The following is a 21,288-nucleotide window of genomic DNA, read 5'->3' on the forward strand; positions in this document are numbered from 1 at the left end:
CATCGAGAGATTGACGCTTACACCCAACAAATTTGGGCAAAATCTTCTTAAGTTGACACCAATGGGCATGCCGTGCCCCTACGGGTGTACCTCACGTAAACGAGAACCGCTATAAATATTGAATCACCAGAGGAAGAAATTTTGTTGTTAACTTTAGGTTCGCACGATGACCTTTACTAAATTCAGCATTATTTTTAACTAAGGCAAGCCGAATAATTAGAGAATAAGTACAGATTTTAAATGAACACCCAAATAACAACCCAACTATCCATTCCTCCCCACTTTAACCCCGATAAAATCGGCGAAGTTTGGCGCGTACCTTACCAAGAACGTGCCGCCGAAGCTGAAATCTGGGCAAAACAACACGATATCAAACCTGCATCTTTAGATAAAACCAGCATTTGCTTACTATTAATTGATGTCCAAAACACCTTCTGCATTCCTGGATTTGAATTATTTGTAGGTGGAAAATCCGGTACTGCGGCGGTGGATGATAACGTCAGATTGTGTGATTTTATCTATCGCAACTTGGGAGTAATTACAAAAATTATACCTACTTTAGACACCCACACAGCAACGCAAATTTTCCATCCGATCTTTTGGGTGAACGCCGCCGGAGAACATCCCACCCCAGCAGCGACTAGCATCACTGCTTTTGATATCGAACAAGGTATTTGGAAAGTTAACCCAGCAGTAGCTAACAGTGTTACTAATGGGGATTATGAATTATTAGAAAAACACGCTTACCATTACGTTAAGCAACTAAGTCAGGATGGGAAATATCCTCTGATTATTTGGCCTTATCATTCTATGTTGGGTGGTATTGGTCATGCTTTAGTTTCATCGGTAGAAGAAGCGATATTTTTTCACGGCATTGCTCGTCAGAGTCAGACACAATTTGAAATTAAAGGTGAAAATCCCTTAACAGAAAATTATTCCATCTTACGTCCAGAAGTGTTGGAAGATTTTGAGCAACGTCCACTTGCTCAAAAAAACACGCGCCTGATAAAACAACTTTTAGAATTTGATGCTGTCATTATCGGTGGTCAAGCTAAAAGTCACTGTGTCGCCTGGACAATCGACGATTTATTAACAGAAATTAAACAGGTAGATGCTGCCCTTGCTCAAAAAATCTATCTGCTAGAAGATTGTACTTCCCCTGTTGTTGTTCCCGGTGTTGTAGACTACACAGAACAGGCAGATGCAGCATTTACAAGGTTTGCAGAAGCAGGAATGCACATTGTAAAATCTAGCGAATTTGGGAATTGGGCATAGGGCATTGGGCATAGGGCATTGGTAATTCAGTTTCTTCTCTATTTCCTATTCCCTCATCCCCTACTCCCTACTCCCCACTCCCCACTCCCTCATTTCTTTAAATAACCCTTTGGATCTTCCGCTACCCAACCCAGAGATGAGCTAGAACGCACTTCAAAATGGAGATGCGGTTGACTGGAACTTGGTTGTCCACTGGTACCTACGGTTCCCAATATGTCTCCTTTTTTCACTTGCTGTCCGACAGTAACTTTGATATTGTCAAGTTGAGCATAACGGCTTTGGAGTCCGCCACTGTGGTTAATAATGACCAACTTGCCATAAGTACCTTGCTCGTTGGCAAAGGCTACGGTTCCAGATGCGATCGCTAGCACATCAGTACCAACTGGTGCTAATAAGTCAACACCACTATGAAAGAAAACTTGACCTGTCGCCGGATTAATTTGCCAGCCGTAAGCTAATCCGATCGTTGCCACTTGTGCCAAGGGATATCCAGATAGGGATGCACGGTTTGGCGTATCTGTATTAGTAGGTAAAGGGGACTTAGTTACAACACCATTGGGCGACCAATTTACCCCCGGAACAAACACAATTCTGGGGTCTTGTTGGCAGCCATTTACCTCAAAAAGGCTATCAGCACGAACTTTGTATTTTGCCGCCACTTGTCGCCAAGTTTCACCGCGAGGCACTTCGACTACAACCCCATTGTAGGGAGGAATTTGAAGTACACTACCAACGGCTACGTAGGTAGAACCCGCCGCAGCGATCGCACCGTTCTGCAAAGCTGGATTCATGCCAATAATAGTTGTAGGTATGAGATTGTAGCGCTGCGCTATGCTCTCCAAAGTTTCGCCACGAACAACTTTATGGCGTTGGAAGCGAGATAAGGCTGGAGTTGGGCAACCACTGACAGCAGCGTTGGCGCTGTTAGTGTTTGGCAGTATGCTTACTAGGCCCAAGGCGCTAACTAAGCTACAGAGAAACAGTTGACGAAAGGGTAAAGTCATGTATAAACGTCAAGAGCGCATTAACTTTAGATTTTAGATGGGAAGAGTGGGGAGTGGGGAGTGGGGAGATGAGGGAGATGAGGGAGATGAGGGAGATGAGGGAGATGAGGGAGATGAGGAGAATAACCAATGCCCAATGCCCCATACCCAATGCCCAATGCCCCATGCCCCATGCCCAATGCCCAATGCCCAATTTCTAGTAAATTGATTTGTCCACTTGCCGTTAGCTTGACTACACTTAGAAATTAGCAACTGCATTGCTGTCCTTAAGCAAAATGATTATGAAGTTATCCTTAAAGCAACTGGCGGTTTATGTGTTTTTATTGGTGATTGGCGGTGGTGCAGGTTTGTTTGGCAGTCGCTATCTCCTACCACAATATTCCTCGTTCCAACAGTTAAAAAATGTAACAATGGCTTCGCCTCCAGAATCCGTAGTTCCGAATTCTCCTAATGGAGCGATTGGGGCTACTGGGGGCGATAATGTGAATTTTATTGCGACGGCAGTGCAAAAAGTTGGCCCGGCTGTAGTGCGAATTAATGCCACCCGCAAAGTCGCCAATCCGATCTCTGACGCTTTGAAAAATCCCCTCTTGCGGCGATTCTTTGGAGAGGATGAGGAACCAATTCCCCAAGAACGCATTGAGCGCGGTACAGGATCGGGATTTATTTTGAGCGAAGATGGAGAATTACTCACTAACGCTCATGTGGTAGCAGATACAGATACAGTACAAGTCACCCTCAAGGATGGCCGGAGTTTAGAGGGGAAGGTGGTGGGAGTTGATACTGTGACAGATGTGGCAGTCGTGAAAATAAAAGCAAATCATTTACCGACTGCGAAACTGGGCAATTCGCAAAACTTAGTACCGGGACAGTGGGCGATCGCTATTGGCAATCCTCTGGGTTTAGATAATACTGTCACTATTGGCATCATCAGCGCTACCGATCGCACCAGCGCTCAAGTTGGTGTCCCAGATAAGCGAGTCAGCTTTATCCAAACTGATGCCGCAATTAATCCTGGTAATTCTGGTGGCCCCTTGTTAAACGCCCAAGGCGAAGTGATTGGTATTAATACTGCCATCCGCGCTGATGCTCAAGGACTCGGTTTCGCCATCCCCATTGAAACCGCCGCCCGCGTTGCCAATGAACTTTTTACTAAAGGGCATGTGGATCATCCCTTCTTAGGTATTGAAATGGCAGACCTTTCTCCTACCAGAAAACAGCAAATTAATCAAGAAAATCAGCTAAACATTCAGCAGGAAGCTGGGATTGTCATTAGAGGAGTTACAGACAATTCTCCAGCCAAGCAAGTAGGACTTCTTCCTGGAGACGTGATTCAAAAAGTTAACAGCAAACTCGTCAAAACCTCAGCCCAAGTACAGAAGTTGGTAGAGTTCAGCAAAGTTGGGGATATATTAGCGATCGAAGTCAACCGCAATGGTAAAATTCAAACCTTCAAAGTGGAATTAGGAGCTTATCCTGAAAGGAAGTAGTCAAAATAATTCGTAATTGATAATTCGTAATTCGTAGTTACAAGACGCTTGCGGACTTGCTCTAAGCGAAGCTATGCCGAAGGCGTTGCCTCTCGAACGCGAGTGCGTCTCCCCTTGGGAGAAGAGAAGGCTTTACGCTCCGCTATCAGTGGAAGCTTGCACTCTCCACTGTCTTGTTGACCACTGAATTAAAAATTCAGTGTGGGCTTGCTGTACGTTTTTTAATTACGAATTACGAATTACGAATTACAAATTAGTAATTATTTGGTCAATAGTCCCAGAATGTTTGACTACTGACTATTGATTATTGACCATTAGACAAATGCTCTAACTGCATTCTTTGTTCCATCTGGCGCAGAAAATACCCCGTCATCATGGCCGATGCTAGAAGCCCAGCTAAGTTATCCCGATCTGTTGTGATTTGCACATTGAAATTTTCTGCGGGGAGCATTCCCACTAGCCCTTGGACATTTTGCGAAATAATTTGCTTAATTTCGGGGCTGGCGGACTGAGCAATCCTAGCTAAAACATCAGGAGACTGATGCTGTAGATATTTGAGCAACTGATTGGGATATTCCCCAGAGTGGTCGGAAAGAAGTTGATTAGGGTGTTCCTCAGAGTTGTCATTCAAAAAATCAGGATTAAACACCATTGGCAGTTTTATTTAGCTTAATTGCTAACTCTACTCTAAACCATAGAACAAGAGTAGCGCATTCACCACGGGTATAAGTCTTTAAGAAGAAAGGGCATTGGGCATTGGGCATTGGGCATTGGTTATTCTCCTTAATCCCCCTCATCCCCCTCATCCCCCTCATCCCCCCACTCCCTACTCCCCACTCCCCACTCCCTTTAGTTCTAGTTCTAGTTCTAATTGTTCTTCCTTTTGGCTGGTGGAAAGTATTTGCGGGAGTTGTTCGATTTGGAAATACTGATGAAATTTCGCCGTTACTTGGAGCGAGTAGGAACGAGAATCGCTATCTCGGCGCTTGCGGATGAAACCAAGTTCGACGAGTTCTGGAACGTGCTGATATACTCCTGAACCGCGCAGGTTAATCAAGTCGCTCTGGAGTATGGGACTATTAAGGGCGATCGCTGCCAAAGTCCGCAATGCACCTACACCCAATTCTACTGGTATCATCGTTTGCACCAAATCATGAAAGTCAGATCGGAGTTGCAAACTATAACCATCTGGGGTTTCTATTACCTCTAAGGCGCTATCTCGGTGGGCATAGTTGTCCATTAGTTCAATTATCCCTTCCTTGACAGTGGCGCGATCGCACGCGGCATACTCGGCGATTTCGCCGAGCGACAAGGGTTTACCCTTTAAATAGAGAATTGCTTCTATCTTCGTCGCTGTGGCTGTAATCATTTAATCATTGGGCATTGGGCATTGGGCATTGGTCATTAGTCATTAGTCATTAGTCATTAGTCATTAGTCATTAGTCATTAGCAGATGACAACTAACAATCAACAAGTGTGTGGCATTATATCGTAGATTGTCAAAATATTTTTTGAAAGTATCAAATTAAAGATTGGGCATTGGGCAATTCAATTTTGGATTTTGGTGAAGCAGCGCGGTCTTGGGGGTTTCCCCCATGAGTGACTGCACCAAGCCGAAGGGATTGACGATTTTGGATTAAATTTCAATTCTTTAATCCCAAATCTAAAATCTAAAATCTAAAATTCTCAATCCCCCTCATCCCCCTCATCTCCCTCAAAAGCCTCTGCCCATAAGAATAAATTCTGCGATCGCCAAATCTTGGGGAGTAGTCACTTTTAAATTTGTCTCCTCTCCCTCGACAATTCGGACTTCGATGCCGCACTTTTCAAATAAAGCGGCATCGTCAGTTACTTCCCAACCTTGACGGACACCTTCAGCATGGCACTGTTTCAACAACTTGACATCAAATCCTTGGGGAGTTTGTGCCGCCCATAGTTGTCGTCTGTCGGGTGTTTTTTGAATTATGCCTTGTTCATCGACAACTTTGATGGTGTCTTTGACGGGCACACCAGCAATTAAACCGGGACAGTGGCGAATGGCTTCAGCACAAGAGTTAAATAAATCTGGTGTGGCTAGACATCTGGCGCCATCATGAATCAAGACTTGCTCTGCGGCTACTGGTAGCGCCTGCAAGCCATTGTAAACAGATTCTTGTCGGGTGGAGCCACCTTGAATCAATTCCACTGGTTTAGTCAGCTTCAGATCGGCGATAATTGCTTTGAAGTCTGGCCAGTCAGCAGGTTGAGAAATAATCCCGATCCAACTGATTGTAGTGGCGGCTTCTGCGGCTAATAGAGTCCAAGCAATAATTGGTTGCGATCGCACGAGCAGTAGGAGTTTATTGCGGTTACTCCCCATTCTTTTTCCCATTCCCGCAGCTGGAATTAGTAAATACACAGAATTCCTCAATCTTTAAGCTATATATTTTCCCCTAAAATAGGGAGCGAGTAAGCGTCAATAAATATTATGCGAGTAGTAGCCCTTGTACCTGGCGGAATTGGCGACCAAATTCTCTTGTTTCCGACTCTAGATGACCTGAAGCGCCATTACCCTAACGCTCAGATAGATGTCGTTGTTGAACCCCGGTCAAAGGCTGCCTACCGAGTGAGCAAGTCCGTTCACGAGGTGCTGACCTTTGATTTTCAAGACCGTAACAGTCTGGCAGATTGGGGTAACTTGGTGGGCACAATTCGCGATCGCGAATACGATGTTGTCATTGCTGTTAAGCAAAATTGGTTGGTGGGTCTTTTACTCTGGTTGACGGGAATTCCTGTACGCATTGGCTACCAAGGCAAAGGCTCGGTTTTTCTTAACCATGCTGTGCCTTTCAAACCATCTCAATATGCGGCAGAAGTATATCACGATTTGCTGCAACCATTGGGCATACAAACCCCTGTCCCAGAGTTAGCAGTAAATGTGCCAAAACCAGATATTGAGTGGGCGCAAAAGGAACAAAAACGTTTAGGGGTGCATGAAACAGGCTATATCTTGATTAATGGCGGTTCTGGCCAGTTATCCCAGGCTAAAGAACTGGATAAAATCTACCCTGTCGGCAAGTGGCAGCAAATTATTGAAAACTTCCAACAAAAGCAGCCGGATCTGGCTGTGGTGGTCATTAAGGGGTCTGACGAACAGCCGTTTGTGCGATCGCTTCTGGAGTCTTCTCCAGATATCAAGGTGACAGCCCCAGATAATATTGGCAAGTTAACTGCCATAATTGCTGGGGCAAATTTGATGTTGTCTACTGATAGTGCGGCACTACAACTAAGTGTTGCAGTTCAAACCTATACCATCGCCCTATTTGGCCCTACTGATCCAGCGAAGTTGTTGCCGAAAAACGATAAATTCCTGGCCATTGAATCTCCCACGGGAAAAACGGCGGATGTTTCACCAAACGCAGTTTTAGAGAAAATTTGGGGTGGCTAAACCAGCAGTTTGCCCCAATTTATGCGCTTCTTTCTGGAATAATCCGTAAGAAATTCATCGTCTACGGTAGGGCATTCCGTGGACTTTAAACAAAGCTCAACGCCTATGCACAGCAATTACACTGTACTGCTTGCAGTCAGTGTAGGAGTCTGTCACTTATGCCTTTGTTGAATGACCGCAAAACCTGGACGTGACAACTAGATTTTGCGGTTAATTTAAGTCAAATGCATGAAAACTATTTTCAGTAATTCGGTGCGGGTAAATGGTTTAGTAAGATATCCAGATGCCCCTACCAGTTTCGCTTTTACTTTGTCTACAATTCCTTTATTCCCAGTCACAAAAATTATGGGAGTCTTCTTAAAAATTAAATTATTTCGGATAATTCGACACAACTCATAACCATCGATTCCTACCATGTTTAAATCCAGTAAAATTAAGTCTGGTTTGTGCCTGATAATTGACAAAGCGGCTTTTACTGGATCGTTGATAGTCACTACAGAAAAATTTTCATTTTCTAAGAAATAGCTAATTGCTTTCAGAATTGTGCGACTATCATCTACAGAAACGATTTTGTGGACTTTTTCTGCTGCTACAGTAGCAGTCGTTACTCTTTGGGAAGCAGCATTTATATTATTTGATATTGTTGGTTTCTGAAAATTTGCTTTTGGAGGAGCAGCAATCTGTAGTAATCGCTGAACAGGAGCGATATTCCCTTCAGAAATATCTGGGTAATGGTTGATGGTGATAGTTAGTTTTTCTTTGGTGCCAACTAACTCTGTAATCAATTTCGGGAAAAGCGTAGGCGTAGGCCGTTGTAGACATCGCACCTCAAATATTTTTGGTAATTTATCAAATGGTGGATCGGGTTCATGCAAGATAATCGCACCATTAACAATGTAAGGGTATAAATTGCGAGCCACTTGGATTTCATCTTGATTCCAAATTACAGCCAGATGACACAGGCTAAAACCCTTCATCCAATTATTTAAATACGGCTGAAGGGTTGGTAAATCTTTCTCCTGAATTTTGCTGTTAATCAACAGATATGGACGTTGATATGGAGAAGAAATTTGGGGAACAAAAGCCTGCCAATTCTCTAATCGTGCTTGACAATGTTCGAGAATTTTTTCTGTATCTAGCCGACAATTTTTTGGCATTCTATTCAGTGATTCTGTTAATTCATAAGTACCTTTTTTAATCAGTAAAAATGATTCAATCACCTCTTTAACTAATTCTTGAACCAGCAGTGCTGCTTGTGTAGAATGTAGATGTCGTTGACTAACAAGCCAGGATATAGCCTGATACTCAGGAGGGTGGCTTCTGGAATTATTATCATGTTTGATTGACTGACTGTGTGAGTCAGGTTCAAACATCAGACGTAATTGAACACGAACCTCGCTAGTAAGCAGTGGAATTTGGTGGCTGAGGCGACGCAAATGACGTTCTAATCGATCAAAAGGTTCTACTGAATGGGTAGCGTAGGTTATTTTGCCCTGTTCTAGGTAAATCGACCAAGAAACTGAGTTACTCAATGCTTGCAAACAAGTACTGTCGGAGCAATTGGATAACTGTCTTAACAAACTTAGAGGACGTAGTGTGGTGAATCCACCAGAATTATTCATATTTTTCAAGTTTTTTACGGAATCAACAACCGAACATTTGTAAATTGAAAATATGAGCTATGAAGTATTCTCTTCTTTGTAATATTTCTCTATGGACAAATTATTTATTTTAAAATATGTATATTAAAATTTATAAACTTTTTAATTTTTTTGTTACATTTGGCACGTTCTACTTACAGCTAAAAAATAAGTAGGTGGGTATGAATAAAGCTAAACACTGATCATGGCTAGACTATCAGTAGATGTTAATTGCTTCTAAGCTCTACTCACTATCGACAACTATTAGCTGAAGACCTTAATAATGACGTTTATTTATGCCCACTATCTTCAAGAGACAAATTTGATTCCAAGTTTGCCCAGTTACAGTGGTATACTTCCAGAGCTAATCAGCTTAATTATGATTAATCACTTTTCTGTAAAAGACCGATTCTCCTACATAAAATCTTTAAAAACTTATCTAGGAAAGTTTACGTATTTATTGTACTGTAGGTTTAATGGATATAAGTTTTTGGTAGATAGATTACAACAGCTAATCCTGGGTTTTGATAAACTAAGCTGTACTCCAGTTCATCTGAAATATATAGAGAAATTCATGAAAATAATTTGTTTAATAAAGATTTAGAGCATTTCCCAATGGATACTATATTGTGTAATGGCCTGGGTGACTGAAATTATATACTCTAAGAGAAGGAAAATAAAGCTTTGAACTTTAACATAACACAAAAAGTTATGCATGATACTTTAAGACTTGATGAAGTAGTAGAATTTGCTGAGAACCCAGAACCACGTTGTCCTTGTGTGCTGTTACTAGACACATCTGGTTCGATGCAAGGAGATCCGATTGAGGCTTTAAATCAGGGTTTACTGAGTTTAAAGGATGAATTAGTCAAAAATTCCTTAGCTGCCAGACGGGTGGAAGTGGCGATCGTCACTTTTGATAGTAATATCAATGTCATACAAGACTTTGTGACTGCTGATCAATTCAATCCACCTATTTTGACAGCACAGGGCTTGACTACGATGGGTGCAGGAATTCATAAAGCTTTAGACATAATTCAAGAACGGAAATCTCAGTATCGTGCCAATGGGATTGCTTACTATCGTCCTTGGGTATTCATGATTACCGATGGAGAACCGCAAGGCGAGTTAGAGCATGTGGTAGAGCAAGCATCCCAGCGCTTACAGGGAGATGAAGCAAATAAGCGTGTAGCATTTTTTACAGTGGGTGTAGAAAATGCGAATATGACGCGTTTAAATCAAATAACTGTGCGTACCCCCTTGAAGCTGAAAGGATTAAATTTTATCGAGATGTTTGTCTGGTTGTCAACTAGTATGTCAGCTGTTTCTCATTCGCAGGTGGACGAACAGGTAGCACTACCGCCGATTGGTTGGGGGACTGTTTAATCAAAAATCGCAGCTAGCTGTGTAAACATCAAGCTGCTGGCAAAAAATCTATGAACATATCAAAACAGATTACTCAATGGCGGATTGTGGCTGCGTCTGTATGTGGTACAAGTCACTTAAAAAACAAGCAGTTATGTCAGGATGCTCATCACTGGCAGATATTGTCAGATAATGTTTTGGTGGCCGCCGCCGCAGATGGCGCGGGTTCTGCTAGCCTGGGGAAAGTGGGAGCGATGATTGCTGTGGAGACAGCAATAGAAAACATTTCCACCAAAGAGCTGACGCGGCAAATGTTGAATGATGATTCATTGGTGCGATCGCTTTTAAATGATGCCATACTAGCTGCTAAAAAAGCTGTCGATGCTGAGGCGGCTAGTTGTGACAAACAGCCTCAAGATTTAGCAACTACCTTAATTATGATGGTTGCCACACCAGAAGTTGCTGCTGTGGCACAGATAGGTGATGGTTTGGCAGTGGCAAAAGATAGCATGGGCAACCTCCTCGCACTGACTATACCTGATAGCGGCGAATACATTAACGAAACCACTTTTTTGACTTCGCCTAATGCCTTAGATGCAGTGCAAATGAGATTATGGCGCACAGACATTGTAAATGTTGGGATTACAACCGACGGACTACAAATGCTGGCTTTGAATATGGTTGTTGGCGAACCTCACAAACCGTTCTTTTTTCCCCTGTTTGAATTTGTAGCTAATACCAAGGATAAGACTGAAGCGAAGGAGCAGTTGATAAAATTTTTACGCTCAGAACGGATTACACAACGCACTGATGATGATTTGACACTCATTATAGCTGCATTCAACGATTCATAAGCAATACATCTACAGGTTTCACATCTTACATAACTCCCGTTAGCGGTAATTTCATTATGCAGGTACTACGTTGTTCCCCTAGAAAAGAAATTCTCAGCCTCAATGTCAGTTTGGGGCGTGGCGGTGAAGCTTGTGTTTATGCAGTGCCATCCGATAGCAACTTGGTGGCGAAGATTTACCACAAGCCAACGACTGCCCATGCTGATAAACTCCAGGCGATGCTTGCCAACCCGCCAGAAAATCCGACGGCGAGTTTGGGGCATATCTCTATCGCTTGGCCAGAGGATTTATTACGGGCGGCAGATGGCAAAAATAGCATTCTTGGCTTTTTGATGCCACATATTCACGGGATGCGGCCAATTATCGACTTTTACAACCCCAGAACCCGTCGCCAACACTGCCCCCTATTCAACTATCAGTACCTACTCCGCACGGCTCGGAATCTAGCGGCGGCTTTTGCAGCTTTGCACGCTAGTGGATATTGCATTGGTGATGTCAATGAGTCAAATATTCTCGTCAGTGACACCGCACTGGTGACTTTGATAGACACAGACTCTTTCCAAGTACCCGACCGAAACAACAATGTTGTTTATCGCTGCCCAGTAGGTAAACCAGAGTTTACCCCACCAGAACTCCAGAATAAAACTTTTGCCCAGCACGATCGCGAAATCTCTCATGATTTATTTGGGTTAGGGGTGCTAGTATTTCAACTCTTAATGGAAGGCACTCACCCATTTTCGGGGATTTTTCAAGGTGCTATTGAGCCACCGCCCTACGAAGCCCGCATTGCATCGGGTCATTTCACTTACAGCGAAAAGCGGCACGTACCCTACCTACCTACACCCATTGCACCCCCTTGGGAAATTCTTCATCCCGCCTTACAGGAATTATTTGTCCGTTGTTTTGAAGCGGGTCACAACAACCCACTGCTGCGCCCCAGTGCCCAGACTTGGCTCTCAGCAATAGCTGAAGCCGAAGATTCCCTGATTACCTGCACGACAAATCCTCAGCATCGCTACAACAGCCACATGCGTAGCTGCCCGTGGTGTGAACGTACCGTGCGATTAGGTGGACGCGACCCTTTCCCATCACATCGCGCTATAGAAGCTAAAGAACATCTACAACCGCGAATCAAAGCGAAAAAGCACTACACTCAGACACCGCGCTTTCCACAGCGAGCCATGCCATCGCACGTAGCTAATTATTGGCAACCAGTAATTAGCTCAAACCGTTCACCTTATAAACCTTCCAAGAAGTCAAAATTGTACCCGGTTATTTGTTGCTTGTTAGGTTTTGGTTTATTGGGATATGCGGACGTAATGATTAAATTTACTCAGCCGTTGATTTCCCAAAATGCTTACACCCAACAAACATTGAAGTCTCGCCAGACAAATAACATCCTCAACTTCACTGATTACTATCAGCAGGGTGACACTGCTTACAAAGAGCGAGACTACGAAAAAGCAATTGCCAACTTTAGCGAAGCAATTAAACAACAACCTACATCTGCCATAGCGGTTGTAAATCGTGGCAATGCCCGTTATAACCTGAAAGACTACGAAGGAGCAGTTGCAGATTATAGCCAAGCTCTCACAATCCAGCCCAATCAAACCAAAGCTCTTGTAAATCGGGGCAATGCCCGCTATATGCTCGCCGAATATAGCAACGATCCTGATCAAGAGTATAACCTAGCGATCGCTGACTATAATCGGGCCATCGGTCTGGATAGTAATGAAATGGAAGCTTATATCAGACGGGGGATTGTCCGCGCCCAAATGGCTAAATATAGCGGTGAATCTCAACAAGCTTACAAAAAAGCGATCGCAGATTTTAGTGAGGCAATAAAACTTAATGTATCCAAAGCTGAAGCTTACTTTCAGAGGGGTGCTGTCTATTATCAAATTGCTCAATATAGCAGCAATTATGAGCAAGAATATAATCTAGCGATCGCTGACTTTAACCAAGCATTAACTATTAGCCCCAAACTAGCAAAAGCATATCTCAAACGAGGTATGGTTCGCTATGAACTAGCACAATATGGCGGTAGTCAATCTAACAAAAACCAGACGAAAGCTATCGAAGATATACAGGCATCTGCCAAAATCTTCCTTGAGCAAGATGATATGGATAATTATCAGCAAGCACTCAGTAATATGTGCGTAGTCGTAGAAAACAAATGTGACCCTTTATTCCAAACCTCAAGTAATGTGGAAAAAACTAACTAAAAACAAGTAAGTTTTGTTACTGAAATATTATTGGTTTTGATTGAACAAATCAAGCCTGACTAGGGTTAGCGCCAGCTAATCCTAGTTGTTTTATGGGTGAAATTTTTCTTGAATTTAGTAATTTATTTCCGTATTTATAGATATTCATCGAGCTTTTATATAGAAAAGATTTTAATTTATATTTCCTTCATAATTTTGCCGAAAATTACAGTTAGATTGTTGACTGAGAATAAAGAAATCAGAAATTAATTTTTCTCTATCTAAGTGCATCCTCTTCATCTCGAAAAAGTCAATTGAAGAAGAATTCAGAAGTCAGAAATCATATCATGTCCGCCAAATTACCCATAATAAAAGAACCCCACCCCCAATCCCTCCCCGCCGACGGGGAGGGGAGCTAAAGCGCAGCTTTGGCTCTTTGGGGTTCCGGGTATTATGCTTAATTGCCCGGACATGATATCAGAACAAGAAAGTGGGGAATTCAGACCCGCCACTCACGCGGCCTCACCAATTGCACACAATTAAATTCTGAATTCTGGCGACTGGCGGCTTTATTCTTTCCTGATAATAATATCTCTACAAATCTCCGAGGTAATTGCATGAAAGCGGTGATTTTGGCTGGAGGGCTTGGTACACGCCTCAGTGAAGAAACTAGTATCAGACCCAAGCCGATGGTTGAGATTGGTAGTAAGCCAATTCTCTGGCACATAATGAAAACTTACTCTGCCCACGGCATTAATGACTTCATCATTTGTTGTGGTTACAAAGGTTACATAATTAAAGAGTATTTTGCTAACTATTTCTTACACATGTCAGATGTTACTTTTGATATGCGATTTAACCAGATGAACGTGCATTCTGGTTACGCTGAACCCTGGCGTGTCACCTTAGTAAATACGGGTGATAATACAATGACAGGCGGACGCTTAAAGCGAATCAGCGAACATGTTGGTAATGAAACTTTTTGCTTTACCTATGGTGATGGTGTAAGTGATATTAATATCACCGAGCTAGTGAAGTTTCATAAACAACAAAATACCTTAGGAACACTCACAGCCGTTCAACCAGCCGGACGTTTTGGAGCCATTTCCTTAGGAAATGAGCAAACTAAAATCACCAGCTTTCGGGAAAAACCTGAAGGTGATGGAGCTTGGATTAATGGCGGTTATTTTGTGTTAGAACCAGAAGTAATCAATTTGATTGCTGATGACTCTACGGTGTGGGAGCAAGAGCCATTAGAAAAGCTAGCTGATATGGAACAGCTATCTGCTTTTAAACATCATGGGTTTTGGCAACCGATGGATACTTTACGCGATAAAAACTATCTAGAGGGGCTATGGAACACCAATCAAGCTCCTTGGAAAGTTTGGTAGGGGGAGAGACGCGATTAATCGCGTCTGTACAGGAGTTATGAGTTTTAACTCCCCACTCCCAAATTCAAAGATTTACTGTAATTTTAAGTGCGATAATACTAATGTATGATTTTGCAATTATTGGTGGGGGAATAGTTGGACTCTCGACAGCGTTGGCTTTAGGAAAACGCTATCCCAATGCCCGGATTTTAGTACTAGAAAAAGAGAGCCAATGGGCATTTCACCAAACCGGCAATAATAGCGGGGTGATTCATTCTGGTATTTACTACAAGCCAGGGAGTTTCAAAGCTAAATTTTGTCGTGATGGTTCTCGCTCTATGGTAGAATTCTGTCAAGAGCATGGAATTGAGCATGAAGTTTGTGGTAAAGTAATTGTTGCAACTGAAGAACAAGAGCTACTACGCTTAGAAAATCTCTACAAACGTGGCTTAGATAATGGCATAGAAGTCCAGAGAATTAGCCCGGAAGAAGTCAAGGAAATTGAACCTCACGTAAAATGTGTAGGTGGACTTCGGGTATTCTCAACTGGTATTGTTAATTACAAGCAAGTTTGTTTGAAATATGCCCAGCTAATTCAACAACAGGGTGGGGATTTACACCTGAATACAAAAGTTCTGAAAATCTCCCCAAGTGGTAAAAATCAGGTACTGGAAACAAACAACGGTAACTTTGAAACGCGCTTTGTAATCAATTGTACTGGATTGCATAGCGATCGCACCGCCAAGTTAGGTCAAGTGGAACCCCAAGCAAAAATTGTCCCATTCCGGGGAGAATATTACGAACTCACCCCAGAAAAACGCTATCTGGTCAAGACACTAATTTACCCAGTTCCCAATCCAGATTTCCCCTTCCTGGGTGTCCACTTTACCCGGATGATTGATGGTAGCGTCCATGCAGGGCCAAACGCGGTTCTGTCGCTCAAACGCGAAGGTTACAAAAAAACCGACTTTGACCTGCGGGATTTTCTTGAAGTCATCACCTATCCTGGTTTCTGGAAATTGGCAGCAAAACACGCTGATGAAGGGATTCAAGAAATCATTCGTTCCTTTAATAAAGCAGCGTTTACCAGAAGCTTGCAAAAACTAATTCCCGAAGTCCAAGCAGAAGATTTAGTTCCCACCCATGCAGGAGTTCGCGCTCAAGCTTTAATGAACGATGGCAAGCTTGTAGACGACTTTTTGATTGTTTCTGGTCAAAACTCCATCCATGTTTGCAATGCTCCTTCTCCTGCTGCCACATCTTCTCTAGAAATTGGCAAAGCGCTGGTAACTCAGATTCCCCAACTCTCGCATCTAGATAATGTCGTAACTGCATAGATAACTTAGTTATTACTTCCGGTGCTGCTGAATAAGGGATGAATCTTGTGAAGTAGGCATCTTGTTCGCCCGGAAATACAAGGAACGGGTAAGATAGCCATCCCACAAGAAAAAAGTGTAGTGCATATAGAGCAATATGCTTGGGTTAAGGCTTAACTCTTTGTCAAAGTCAATTTTTTTAACGAACCGCAAAGGACGCAAAGAACGCAAAGGAAGAGAAGGAAGAAATACTGTATTGCGCTATAGAGTGCTACTACCCAATGGGTAAGCCTGCAAAAGGTTTTAGCAACTACGTAATGACTCTTAACCGAGTCATATATAGCGCTTCTGTGTTGAGTCCAATACAGACCTAACCCCCAACCCCAACCCTTGTAGCGTTGGGGAGTAAGATTCAAAGCCTCTCTCTTTTTAAGAGAGATGTCGAGCTATTGCATACAAACGAAAAACGCTATAGCGTTTCCTTTGGACGTACATCTGTGCGACCCTACTAAACGGAGAATTTAACTCATCAATACAAAGGTATTAACCACAATGAAAATATTAGTAACTGGCACAGAAGGCTATCTTGGTTCATTATTACCTTCTCTATTAATTGAACGGGGACATGAAGTTATCGGTCTAGATACTGGTTTCTATAAAGTTGGTTGGCTGTACAACGCTAGTGGGGTAACACCTAAAACCCTCAACAAAGATATCCGCAACATCACCCCTGATGATTTGGAAGGTGTCGAAGCAATAGTTCACATGGCGGAACTCTCCAACGACCCCGCCGGACAATTGGCACCCAAAATTACCTACGAAATTAATCATGTAGGTTCAGTTCGTCTGGCTAGTCTGGCTAAGGCTATGGGTGTGCGTCGCTTCGTATATATGTCTTCGTGCAGTGTCTATGGTGTTGCTACCGCAGGTGATGTCACAGAAGAATCCTCGATTAATCCCCAAACAGCCTACGCAGAATGCAAAACTCTGGTAGAAAAAGATGTCAGACCACTGGCTGACGATGACTTCTCTCCCACCTTTATGCGGAATGCCACAGCCTTTGGTGCTTCTCCCAGAATGCGCTTTGATATTGTTTTAAACAACTTAGCAGGGTTGGCATGGACTAGTAAACAAATCAAAATGACCAGTGACGGTACACCTTGGCGGCCATTAGTCCACGCACTGGATATTTGCAAAGCAATAGTCTGCGCTTTGGAAGCACCACGGGACATTGTACATAACCAAATCTTCAACGTGGGAGATACAGCAAACAACTATCGCGTTAAAGAAATCGCTGAAATTATTGCTGATATTTTCCCAGATTGTAAATTGTCCTTTGGTGACAATGGCACAGATAACCGCAGCTATCGGGTATCCTTCGAGAAAATCAACACAATTCTACCCGGATTTAAGTGTGATTGGAATGCCCGACTTGGTGCCCAGCAGCTATTTGATTTATTCAGTCAAATTGATATGGCTGAAGATACGTTCTTATTTAGAGGATTTACTCGTTTAAAGCAGCTAGAGTATCTGATTCGTACAGAGCAAATTGACAAAAATTTCTTCTGGAATAAAAAGTAGCTAGACCTGCCTTATTAGTGTGTAAATAATGGAATTATAGTAATTATTTGTAGTTTGGACTTTAGCAATAAAGTGCAAACTACGAGCCGATCAAATCAAGATTTACACACTAATAACATCAATATTTCCGAAATTAATAATATTTTATTCGGACTTATTTCCTTTATCAAATTATTTGCAATCAGTGAGTTTAAAATTATGGCGATCGCAAAATGTCGTTTCAGTGGTCAACCTCTGCACCAAACCTTTGTTGATCTAGGAATGTCACCTTTAGCCAATGCTTATCTTAGGGCAGAACAGCTAAATAATGCCGAAAAATTTTATCCTCTCCATGCTTATGTTTCTGAAGAAACTCTCTTAGTTCAATTAGAACAGTTTGAAACTCCAGATCACATTTTTAGCGACTATGCTTACTTTTCTTCCTACTCGGTAAGTTGGCTAAAACATGCTAAGACTTACACCGATATGATGGTAGAAAGGTTTGGTTTTAATCATCATAACCAAGTTATTGAAATTGCCAGCAATGACGGCTACCTACTGCAATATTTTTTAGAAAAGCAAATTCCAGTTCTAGGAATAGAACCAGCCGCAAATATCGCTAAAGTTGCTGAATCCAGAGGCATTCCTAGTATCAACAAGTTTTTTGGAGTTGAAACTGCCAAAGAACTCGTAATACAAGGAAAATTAGCTGACCTTTTGATAGGTAATAATGTTTTAGCTCATGTACCGGATCTAAACGATTTCATTGCTGGGATGAAACTCATCCTCAAACCCAATGGCATTTTGACGATGGAGTTTCCTCACATTTTACAACTCATTCAAGAAAATCAGTTTGATACGATTTATCATGAGCATTTTTCTTACTTCTCATTCCTGACTATCGAAAAAATTTTTGCAGCACACAATTTGCAACTTTTTGACGTGGAGGAATTACCAACTCATGGCGGTTCACTAAGAATTTATGCCAAACATGACTACGCTGATAATCCCAGCATTAGCGACCGAGTTAGGCATTTGAAAGCAAAAGAAATTGCTGCTGGACTGCATCGGATAGAGACTTACATTACATTTGCCAAAGAAGTCAAACAAACAAAGCACAAGCTATTAAATTTCCTCTTGACGGCTAAAGCAGAAGGTAAATCAATTGCTGGTTATGGCGCACCAGCTAAAGGCAATACATTGCTCAATTACTGTGGGATTGGTAAAGATTTTATCGATTACACAGTAGATTGCAATCCCTACAAGCAGGGTTTATTTTTACCTGGAACTCATATTCCCATCTTTGAACCAGATAAAATCCGCGAAACTAAACCAGATTATCTCCTAATTTTACCTTGGAATCTCAAGGAAGAAATTATGGAACAAATGGCATTTATTGGCGAATGGGGTGGACAGTTTGTAGTGCCAATTCCTGAAGTAAAAATTTATCCATGTTCTGTTCCGGATAAGCTTTTAATAGCGTCGTAATTACTAAACAGCAGCAATAAAAGCGCCTTTTGTTACTAATTATTTAACTGGCCAAATAATCGGCAGCTTTTAAAAAGTAATTAAAAGGCGTATCTGCTTTGCAAATATTGCTATCAAACTACAAACAATTAGACTAAAAAGCAGCTGATTAATTAGTAAGTATACTGTTGGATAAAATCGTGGCAAATTCCGAGTTGAAATTTAAACGCAGAGAATTCGCTAGGAATTAATGAAATGTTGTACTAAGCTGTTGTGACTGCCGATTCTTTTTAACTACATCTTTTAATTGAATATGAATAAATTGCTTACCATTGCCATTCCTACATTCAATCGTGCTGAGTTACTTGATAAACAGTTAGCATGGCTGGCTCAAGCTATCAAAGGTTTTGAAGATGACTGTGAAATTTTAGTTTCTGATAATTGTTCAACAGATAAGACTCAAGAGGTGATCCGAAAATGGCAAGCAACACTTAGCAATATTACATTCAAGTCAAATAAAAATTATCAGAATTTAGGCGTTGTCAAAAATATTATGTATTGCCTAAATAATACAACAACAAAATATGTTTGGACAATTGGTGATGATGACCCAATTCAAGATAGAGCTATTGCTTATGTGATTAGTAAACTTAAGCAACATGAAGATTTATCATTATTGTTCCTCAACTTTTCCGGTCGAAACCAAATTAGTGGTGAACCAGTTCATCCACCAACAATTGTTGGTAATCGCTGGTTTGATGTAGATAGTGAAGATGGTGCTGGTGATGGTAAAGCTATATTTGAGCATTGTTTCTCAAAAAGTGTCGGTGCAGTTATTTTTCTGACTGCTACAGTCTACCGCACTGACCTAGTGAAACGCGCTCTCCAAAATTGGCAAGATGCTGAAAATAACTGGATATCTTTAGCATATTTAGCCGGATATTGTGCTGCCAATGGCAGTGTAATTGTCACTAAAGAAACTTATTTGGAATGTGTTGTTGGTGTGAGTTATTGGCAGAAAGAGCCAAAATCTGCACTGTTAATGCAATACAAACACATACCCGAAGTGATTTTGAAATTGGAAGAGAATGGATATTCTAAGCAGTTTTGCAGGCGGATGCTTTTGCAGAACGGTAAAGAAGTCAACTTGAAAGTTTTCTTGGGTGCTTTAAGAAGATGGCCTATGTCCGCCATCAAAATAGTAGTTCCATTTTTGGCTTTAGTCAGCTTGTGTGCTTTTGATGTGATGGTTTCTAAAGAGTTAGGGTTAGCAGAATCAAGTGAAATACCTACTCAAGAAGTGCGGAACTATAAGTCATAAGCTACTAAATTACTGACAAATACACATCAAAAAATAGAAGGTATTTACGCCATGTTTACCGCAATTAAACGCAAAATATCTACACTGTCTTCTGACTTTGAATATTACATAGCCCGTTGGAAGCATAGCAGAAATTTGCCAGCATTGGAAGGACGCGATCGCAACATCTTTAATGCTCTCAAAAAAGATGGTGTTTACGTCACAACACTGGCAGATTTAGGGTTAAACTCTAGCTCTGAACTGCTCAAAGCTGCTTACCATCAATTGTCTCAGATGGAAAATGCAAACAACGACCATCTAGAACAAAAGTGGCCACAAATTTCCACAGTTACAGGTTTACCAGAATTTTATGCTTGGGGGATAGAGAAAAGACTGCTAAATATCATCGAAAATTATATCGGTCTTCCCATTGCTTTTCATGGTGTACATTTACGCAAAGATTTCAATAATAAACATCAGTTTGGGACGCTGCTATGGCATAGCGATGCAGAAGACCGTCGGATTATCAAAATCTTTATTTACTTGAATGATGTAGAAGAAAAAACTGGGCCTTTTGAATACATTCCCCGCTCTTTAACTCCCTTATTTAGTTGGAATTATTTTCGACTTTACTACAAACTTTGGAAGTCAGGCTATATGGGTATTGATGATGAAGAAGTAAAACCAGTCATCCCCAAATCAGCTTGGAAATCCTGCCCAGGCCCAGCAGGTACAGTTATTATTGTAGATACGAAAAATGCTTTGCATCACGGCACAGTCCGCACAGAAGACCGGTCAGCGCTATTCTTTTGTTATACCGCCAACCCTCCCGAACGACCAGACCTCTGCACCCAATATTGGGATGATACTTATCCCAGAGCAGAGTTACGTTCTGCATCAGATGCAGTTCAAGTTTCGACTTGAAAACGTAAATTACTCTCTTCTCGCCAGAAGAATATCTAATTTAATTAACCGCAGAGGTGCAGAGAACACAGAGGAAGAGAAGAAAATAAAAG

General features: G+C 41.8%; 19 protein-coding genes. 13 read left to right on the top strand and 6 right to left on the bottom strand.

Features of this window, described 5'->3' with window-relative positions:
• Positions 1–240 precede the first annotated feature (240 nt).
• Positions 241–1,275: an isochorismatase gene (locus tag V7L05_RS23035; protein WP_335167426.1), complete on the top strand. Its 1,035-nt coding sequence runs from the start codon at positions 241–243 to the stop codon at positions 1,273–1,275.
• Between the two features lie 89 nt (positions 1,276–1,364).
• On the opposite strand, the gene V7L05_RS23040 is transcribed toward V7L05_RS23035, so the two are convergent.
• Positions 1,365–2,279 (bottom strand): LysM peptidoglycan-binding domain-containing M23 family metallopeptidase, encoded by a 915-nt coding sequence (locus V7L05_RS23040; RefSeq protein ID WP_335167427.1) that lies wholly within the window; start codon positions 2,277–2,279, stop codon positions 1,365–1,367.
• 46 nt (positions 2,280–2,325) lie between these two features.
• Between V7L05_RS23040 and V7L05_RS23045 the strand changes: the two genes are divergently transcribed.
• Positions 2,326–2,487, top strand: coding sequence for a histidine kinase (locus V7L05_RS23045; RefSeq protein ID WP_335167429.1), 162 nt, complete (start codon positions 2,326–2,328; stop codon positions 2,485–2,487).
• A 73-nt stretch (positions 2,488–2,560) separates the two neighbouring features.
• Positions 2,561–3,769, top strand: a complete 1,209-nt coding sequence (locus V7L05_RS23050) for an HhoA/HhoB/HtrA family serine endopeptidase (RefSeq protein WP_335167431.1) — start codon at positions 2,561–2,563, stop codon at positions 3,767–3,769.
• Between the two features lie 304 nt (positions 3,770–4,073).
• On the opposite strand, the gene V7L05_RS23055 is transcribed toward V7L05_RS23050, so the two are convergent.
• The 4 genes from V7L05_RS23055 to ispD all read right to left on the bottom strand — a co-directional run bounded on the left by V7L05_RS23055 (position 4,074) and on the right by ispD (position 6,167).
• A complete protein-coding gene (locus V7L05_RS23055; RefSeq protein ID WP_334949950.1) occupies positions 4,074–4,421 on the bottom strand; it encodes a DUF760 domain-containing protein in 348 nt (115 codons plus the stop codon).
• Positions 4,411–4,566: a hypothetical protein gene (locus V7L05_RS23060; protein WP_335167433.1), complete on the bottom strand. Its 156-nt coding sequence runs from the start codon at positions 4,564–4,566 to the stop codon at positions 4,411–4,413. The genes V7L05_RS23055 and V7L05_RS23060 overlap by 11 nt, the downstream gene beginning before the upstream one ends.
• Before the next feature lie 29 nt (positions 4,567–4,595).
• Positions 4,596–5,138, bottom strand: a complete 543-nt coding sequence (scpB, locus tag V7L05_RS23065; RefSeq protein WP_335167434.1) for an SMC-Scp complex subunit ScpB — start codon at positions 5,136–5,138, stop codon at positions 4,596–4,598.
• A 345-nt stretch (positions 5,139–5,483) separates the two neighbouring features.
• Positions 5,484–6,167 carry a 2-C-methyl-D-erythritol 4-phosphate cytidylyltransferase gene (ispD, locus tag V7L05_RS23070; protein ID WP_335167435.1) on the bottom strand — a complete coding sequence of 228 codons (684 nt, stop codon included), beginning with the start codon at positions 6,165–6,167 and terminating at the stop codon, positions 5,484–5,486.
• 69 nt (positions 6,168–6,236) lie between these two features.
• Between ispD and V7L05_RS23075 the strand changes: the two genes are divergently transcribed.
• A complete protein-coding gene (locus V7L05_RS23075; RefSeq protein WP_335167437.1) occupies positions 6,237–7,196 on the top strand; it encodes a glycosyltransferase family 9 protein in 960 nt (319 codons plus the stop codon).
• A gap of 215 nt (positions 7,197–7,411) precedes the next feature.
• Here the strand turns inward: V7L05_RS23075 and V7L05_RS23080 are convergent, their stop codons facing one another.
• On the bottom strand, positions 7,412–8,818 hold the full coding sequence (locus V7L05_RS23080) for a response regulator (RefSeq protein ID WP_335167438.1): 1,407 nt from the start codon (positions 8,816–8,818) through the stop codon (positions 7,412–7,414).
• Positions 8,819–9,547: 729 nt separating this feature from the next.
• On the opposite strand from V7L05_RS23080, the gene V7L05_RS23085 reads away from it, so the two are divergent.
• The 9 genes from V7L05_RS23085 to V7L05_RS23125 all read left to right on the top strand — a co-directional run bounded on the left by V7L05_RS23085 (position 9,548) and on the right by V7L05_RS23125 (position 21,196).
• Positions 9,548–10,222 (top strand): vWA domain-containing protein, encoded by a 675-nt coding sequence (locus tag V7L05_RS23085; protein ID WP_300415531.1) that lies wholly within the window; start codon positions 9,548–9,550, stop codon positions 10,220–10,222.
• 50 nt (positions 10,223–10,272) lie between these two features.
• Positions 10,273–11,055: a PP2C family serine/threonine-protein phosphatase gene (locus V7L05_RS23090; protein WP_335167440.1), complete on the top strand. Its 783-nt coding sequence runs from the start codon at positions 10,273–10,275 to the stop codon at positions 11,053–11,055.
• Between the two features lie 56 nt (positions 11,056–11,111).
• Positions 11,112–13,280 (top strand): tetratricopeptide repeat protein, encoded by a 2,169-nt coding sequence (locus V7L05_RS23095; RefSeq protein WP_335167443.1) that lies wholly within the window; start codon positions 11,112–11,114, stop codon positions 13,278–13,280.
• A gap of 596 nt (positions 13,281–13,876) precedes the next feature.
• On the top strand, positions 13,877–14,650 hold the full coding sequence (gene rfbF, locus V7L05_RS23100) for a glucose-1-phosphate cytidylyltransferase (protein WP_335167445.1): 774 nt from the start codon (positions 13,877–13,879) through the stop codon (positions 14,648–14,650).
• Positions 14,651–14,751: 101 nt separating this feature from the next.
• Positions 14,752–15,966 carry an L-2-hydroxyglutarate oxidase gene (lhgO, locus tag V7L05_RS23105; protein ID WP_335167447.1) on the top strand — a complete coding sequence of 405 codons (1,215 nt, stop codon included), beginning with the start codon at positions 14,752–14,754 and terminating at the stop codon, positions 15,964–15,966.
• 531 nt (positions 15,967–16,497) lie between these two features.
• Positions 16,498–17,526 carry an NAD-dependent epimerase/dehydratase family protein gene (locus tag V7L05_RS23110; protein WP_335167449.1) on the top strand — a complete coding sequence of 343 codons (1,029 nt, stop codon included), beginning with the start codon at positions 16,498–16,500 and terminating at the stop codon, positions 17,524–17,526.
• 72 nt (positions 17,527–17,598) lie between these two features.
• Entirely contained in the window at positions 17,599–18,993 is a 1,395-nt protein-coding gene (locus V7L05_RS23115) for a class I SAM-dependent methyltransferase (protein ID WP_335167451.1), read from the top strand.
• Positions 18,994–19,285: 292 nt separating this feature from the next.
• On the top strand, positions 19,286–20,293 hold the full coding sequence (locus V7L05_RS23120; protein WP_335167452.1) for a glycosyltransferase family 2 protein: 1,008 nt from the start codon (positions 19,286–19,288) through the stop codon (positions 20,291–20,293).
• A gap of 51 nt (positions 20,294–20,344) precedes the next feature.
• Complete coding sequence (locus V7L05_RS23125; protein ID WP_335167453.1) at positions 20,345–21,196, top strand: phytanoyl-CoA dioxygenase; 852 nt, start codon at positions 20,345–20,347, stop codon at positions 21,194–21,196.
• Positions 21,197–21,288 lie beyond the last annotated feature (92 nt).

The sequence above is a fragment of the Nostoc sp. genome (assembly GCF_036917755.1).
GTDB lineage: Bacteria > Cyanobacteriota > Cyanobacteriia > Cyanobacteriales > Nostocaceae > Nostoc.

What these genes read in the sequence shown, in the direction of transcription:
- V7L05_RS23050 (WP_335167431.1), top strand. Translation starts at nt 2,561, where the DNA reads ATGAAGTTATCCTTAAAGCAACTGGCGGTTTATGTGTTTTTATTGGTG.
- lhgO (WP_335167447.1), top strand. Translation starts at nt 14,752, where the DNA reads ATGTATGATTTTGCAATTATTGGTGGGGGAATAGTTGGACTCTCGACA.
- V7L05_RS23095 (WP_335167443.1), top strand. Translation starts at nt 11,112, where the DNA reads ATGCAGGTACTACGTTGTTCCCCTAGAAAAGAAATTCTCAGCCTCAAT.
- V7L05_RS23035 (WP_335167426.1), top strand. Translation starts at nt 241, where the DNA reads ATGAACACCCAAATAACAACCCAACTATCCATTCCTCCCCACTTTAAC.
- V7L05_RS23060 (WP_335167433.1), bottom strand. Translation starts at nt 4,566, where the DNA reads ATGAGGGGGATTAAGGAGAATAACCAATGCCCAATGCCCAATGCCCAA.
- V7L05_RS23110 (WP_335167449.1), top strand. Translation starts at nt 16,498, where the DNA reads ATGAAAATATTAGTAACTGGCACAGAAGGCTATCTTGGTTCATTATTA.
- scpB (WP_335167434.1), bottom strand. Translation starts at nt 5,138, where the DNA reads ATGATTACAGCCACAGCGACGAAGATAGAAGCAATTCTCTATTTAAAG.
- V7L05_RS23125 (WP_335167453.1), top strand. Translation starts at nt 20,345, where the DNA reads ATGTTTACCGCAATTAAACGCAAAATATCTACACTGTCTTCTGACTTT.
- V7L05_RS23120 (WP_335167452.1), top strand. Translation starts at nt 19,286, where the DNA reads ATGAATAAATTGCTTACCATTGCCATTCCTACATTCAATCGTGCTGAG.
- V7L05_RS23055 (WP_334949950.1), bottom strand. Translation starts at nt 4,421, where the DNA reads ATGGTGTTTAATCCTGATTTTTTGAATGACAACTCTGAGGAACACCCT.
- V7L05_RS23085 (WP_300415531.1), top strand. Translation starts at nt 9,548, where the DNA reads ATGCATGATACTTTAAGACTTGATGAAGTAGTAGAATTTGCTGAGAAC.
- rfbF (WP_335167445.1), top strand. Translation starts at nt 13,877, where the DNA reads ATGAAAGCGGTGATTTTGGCTGGAGGGCTTGGTACACGCCTCAGTGAA.
- V7L05_RS23075 (WP_335167437.1), top strand. Translation starts at nt 6,237, where the DNA reads ATGCGAGTAGTAGCCCTTGTACCTGGCGGAATTGGCGACCAAATTCTC.
- V7L05_RS23080 (WP_335167438.1), bottom strand. Translation starts at nt 8,818, where the DNA reads ATGAATAATTCTGGTGGATTCACCACACTACGTCCTCTAAGTTTGTTA.
- V7L05_RS23090 (WP_335167440.1), top strand. Translation starts at nt 10,273, where the DNA reads ATGAACATATCAAAACAGATTACTCAATGGCGGATTGTGGCTGCGTCT.
- V7L05_RS23040 (WP_335167427.1), bottom strand. Translation starts at nt 2,279, where the DNA reads ATGACTTTACCCTTTCGTCAACTGTTTCTCTGTAGCTTAGTTAGCGCC.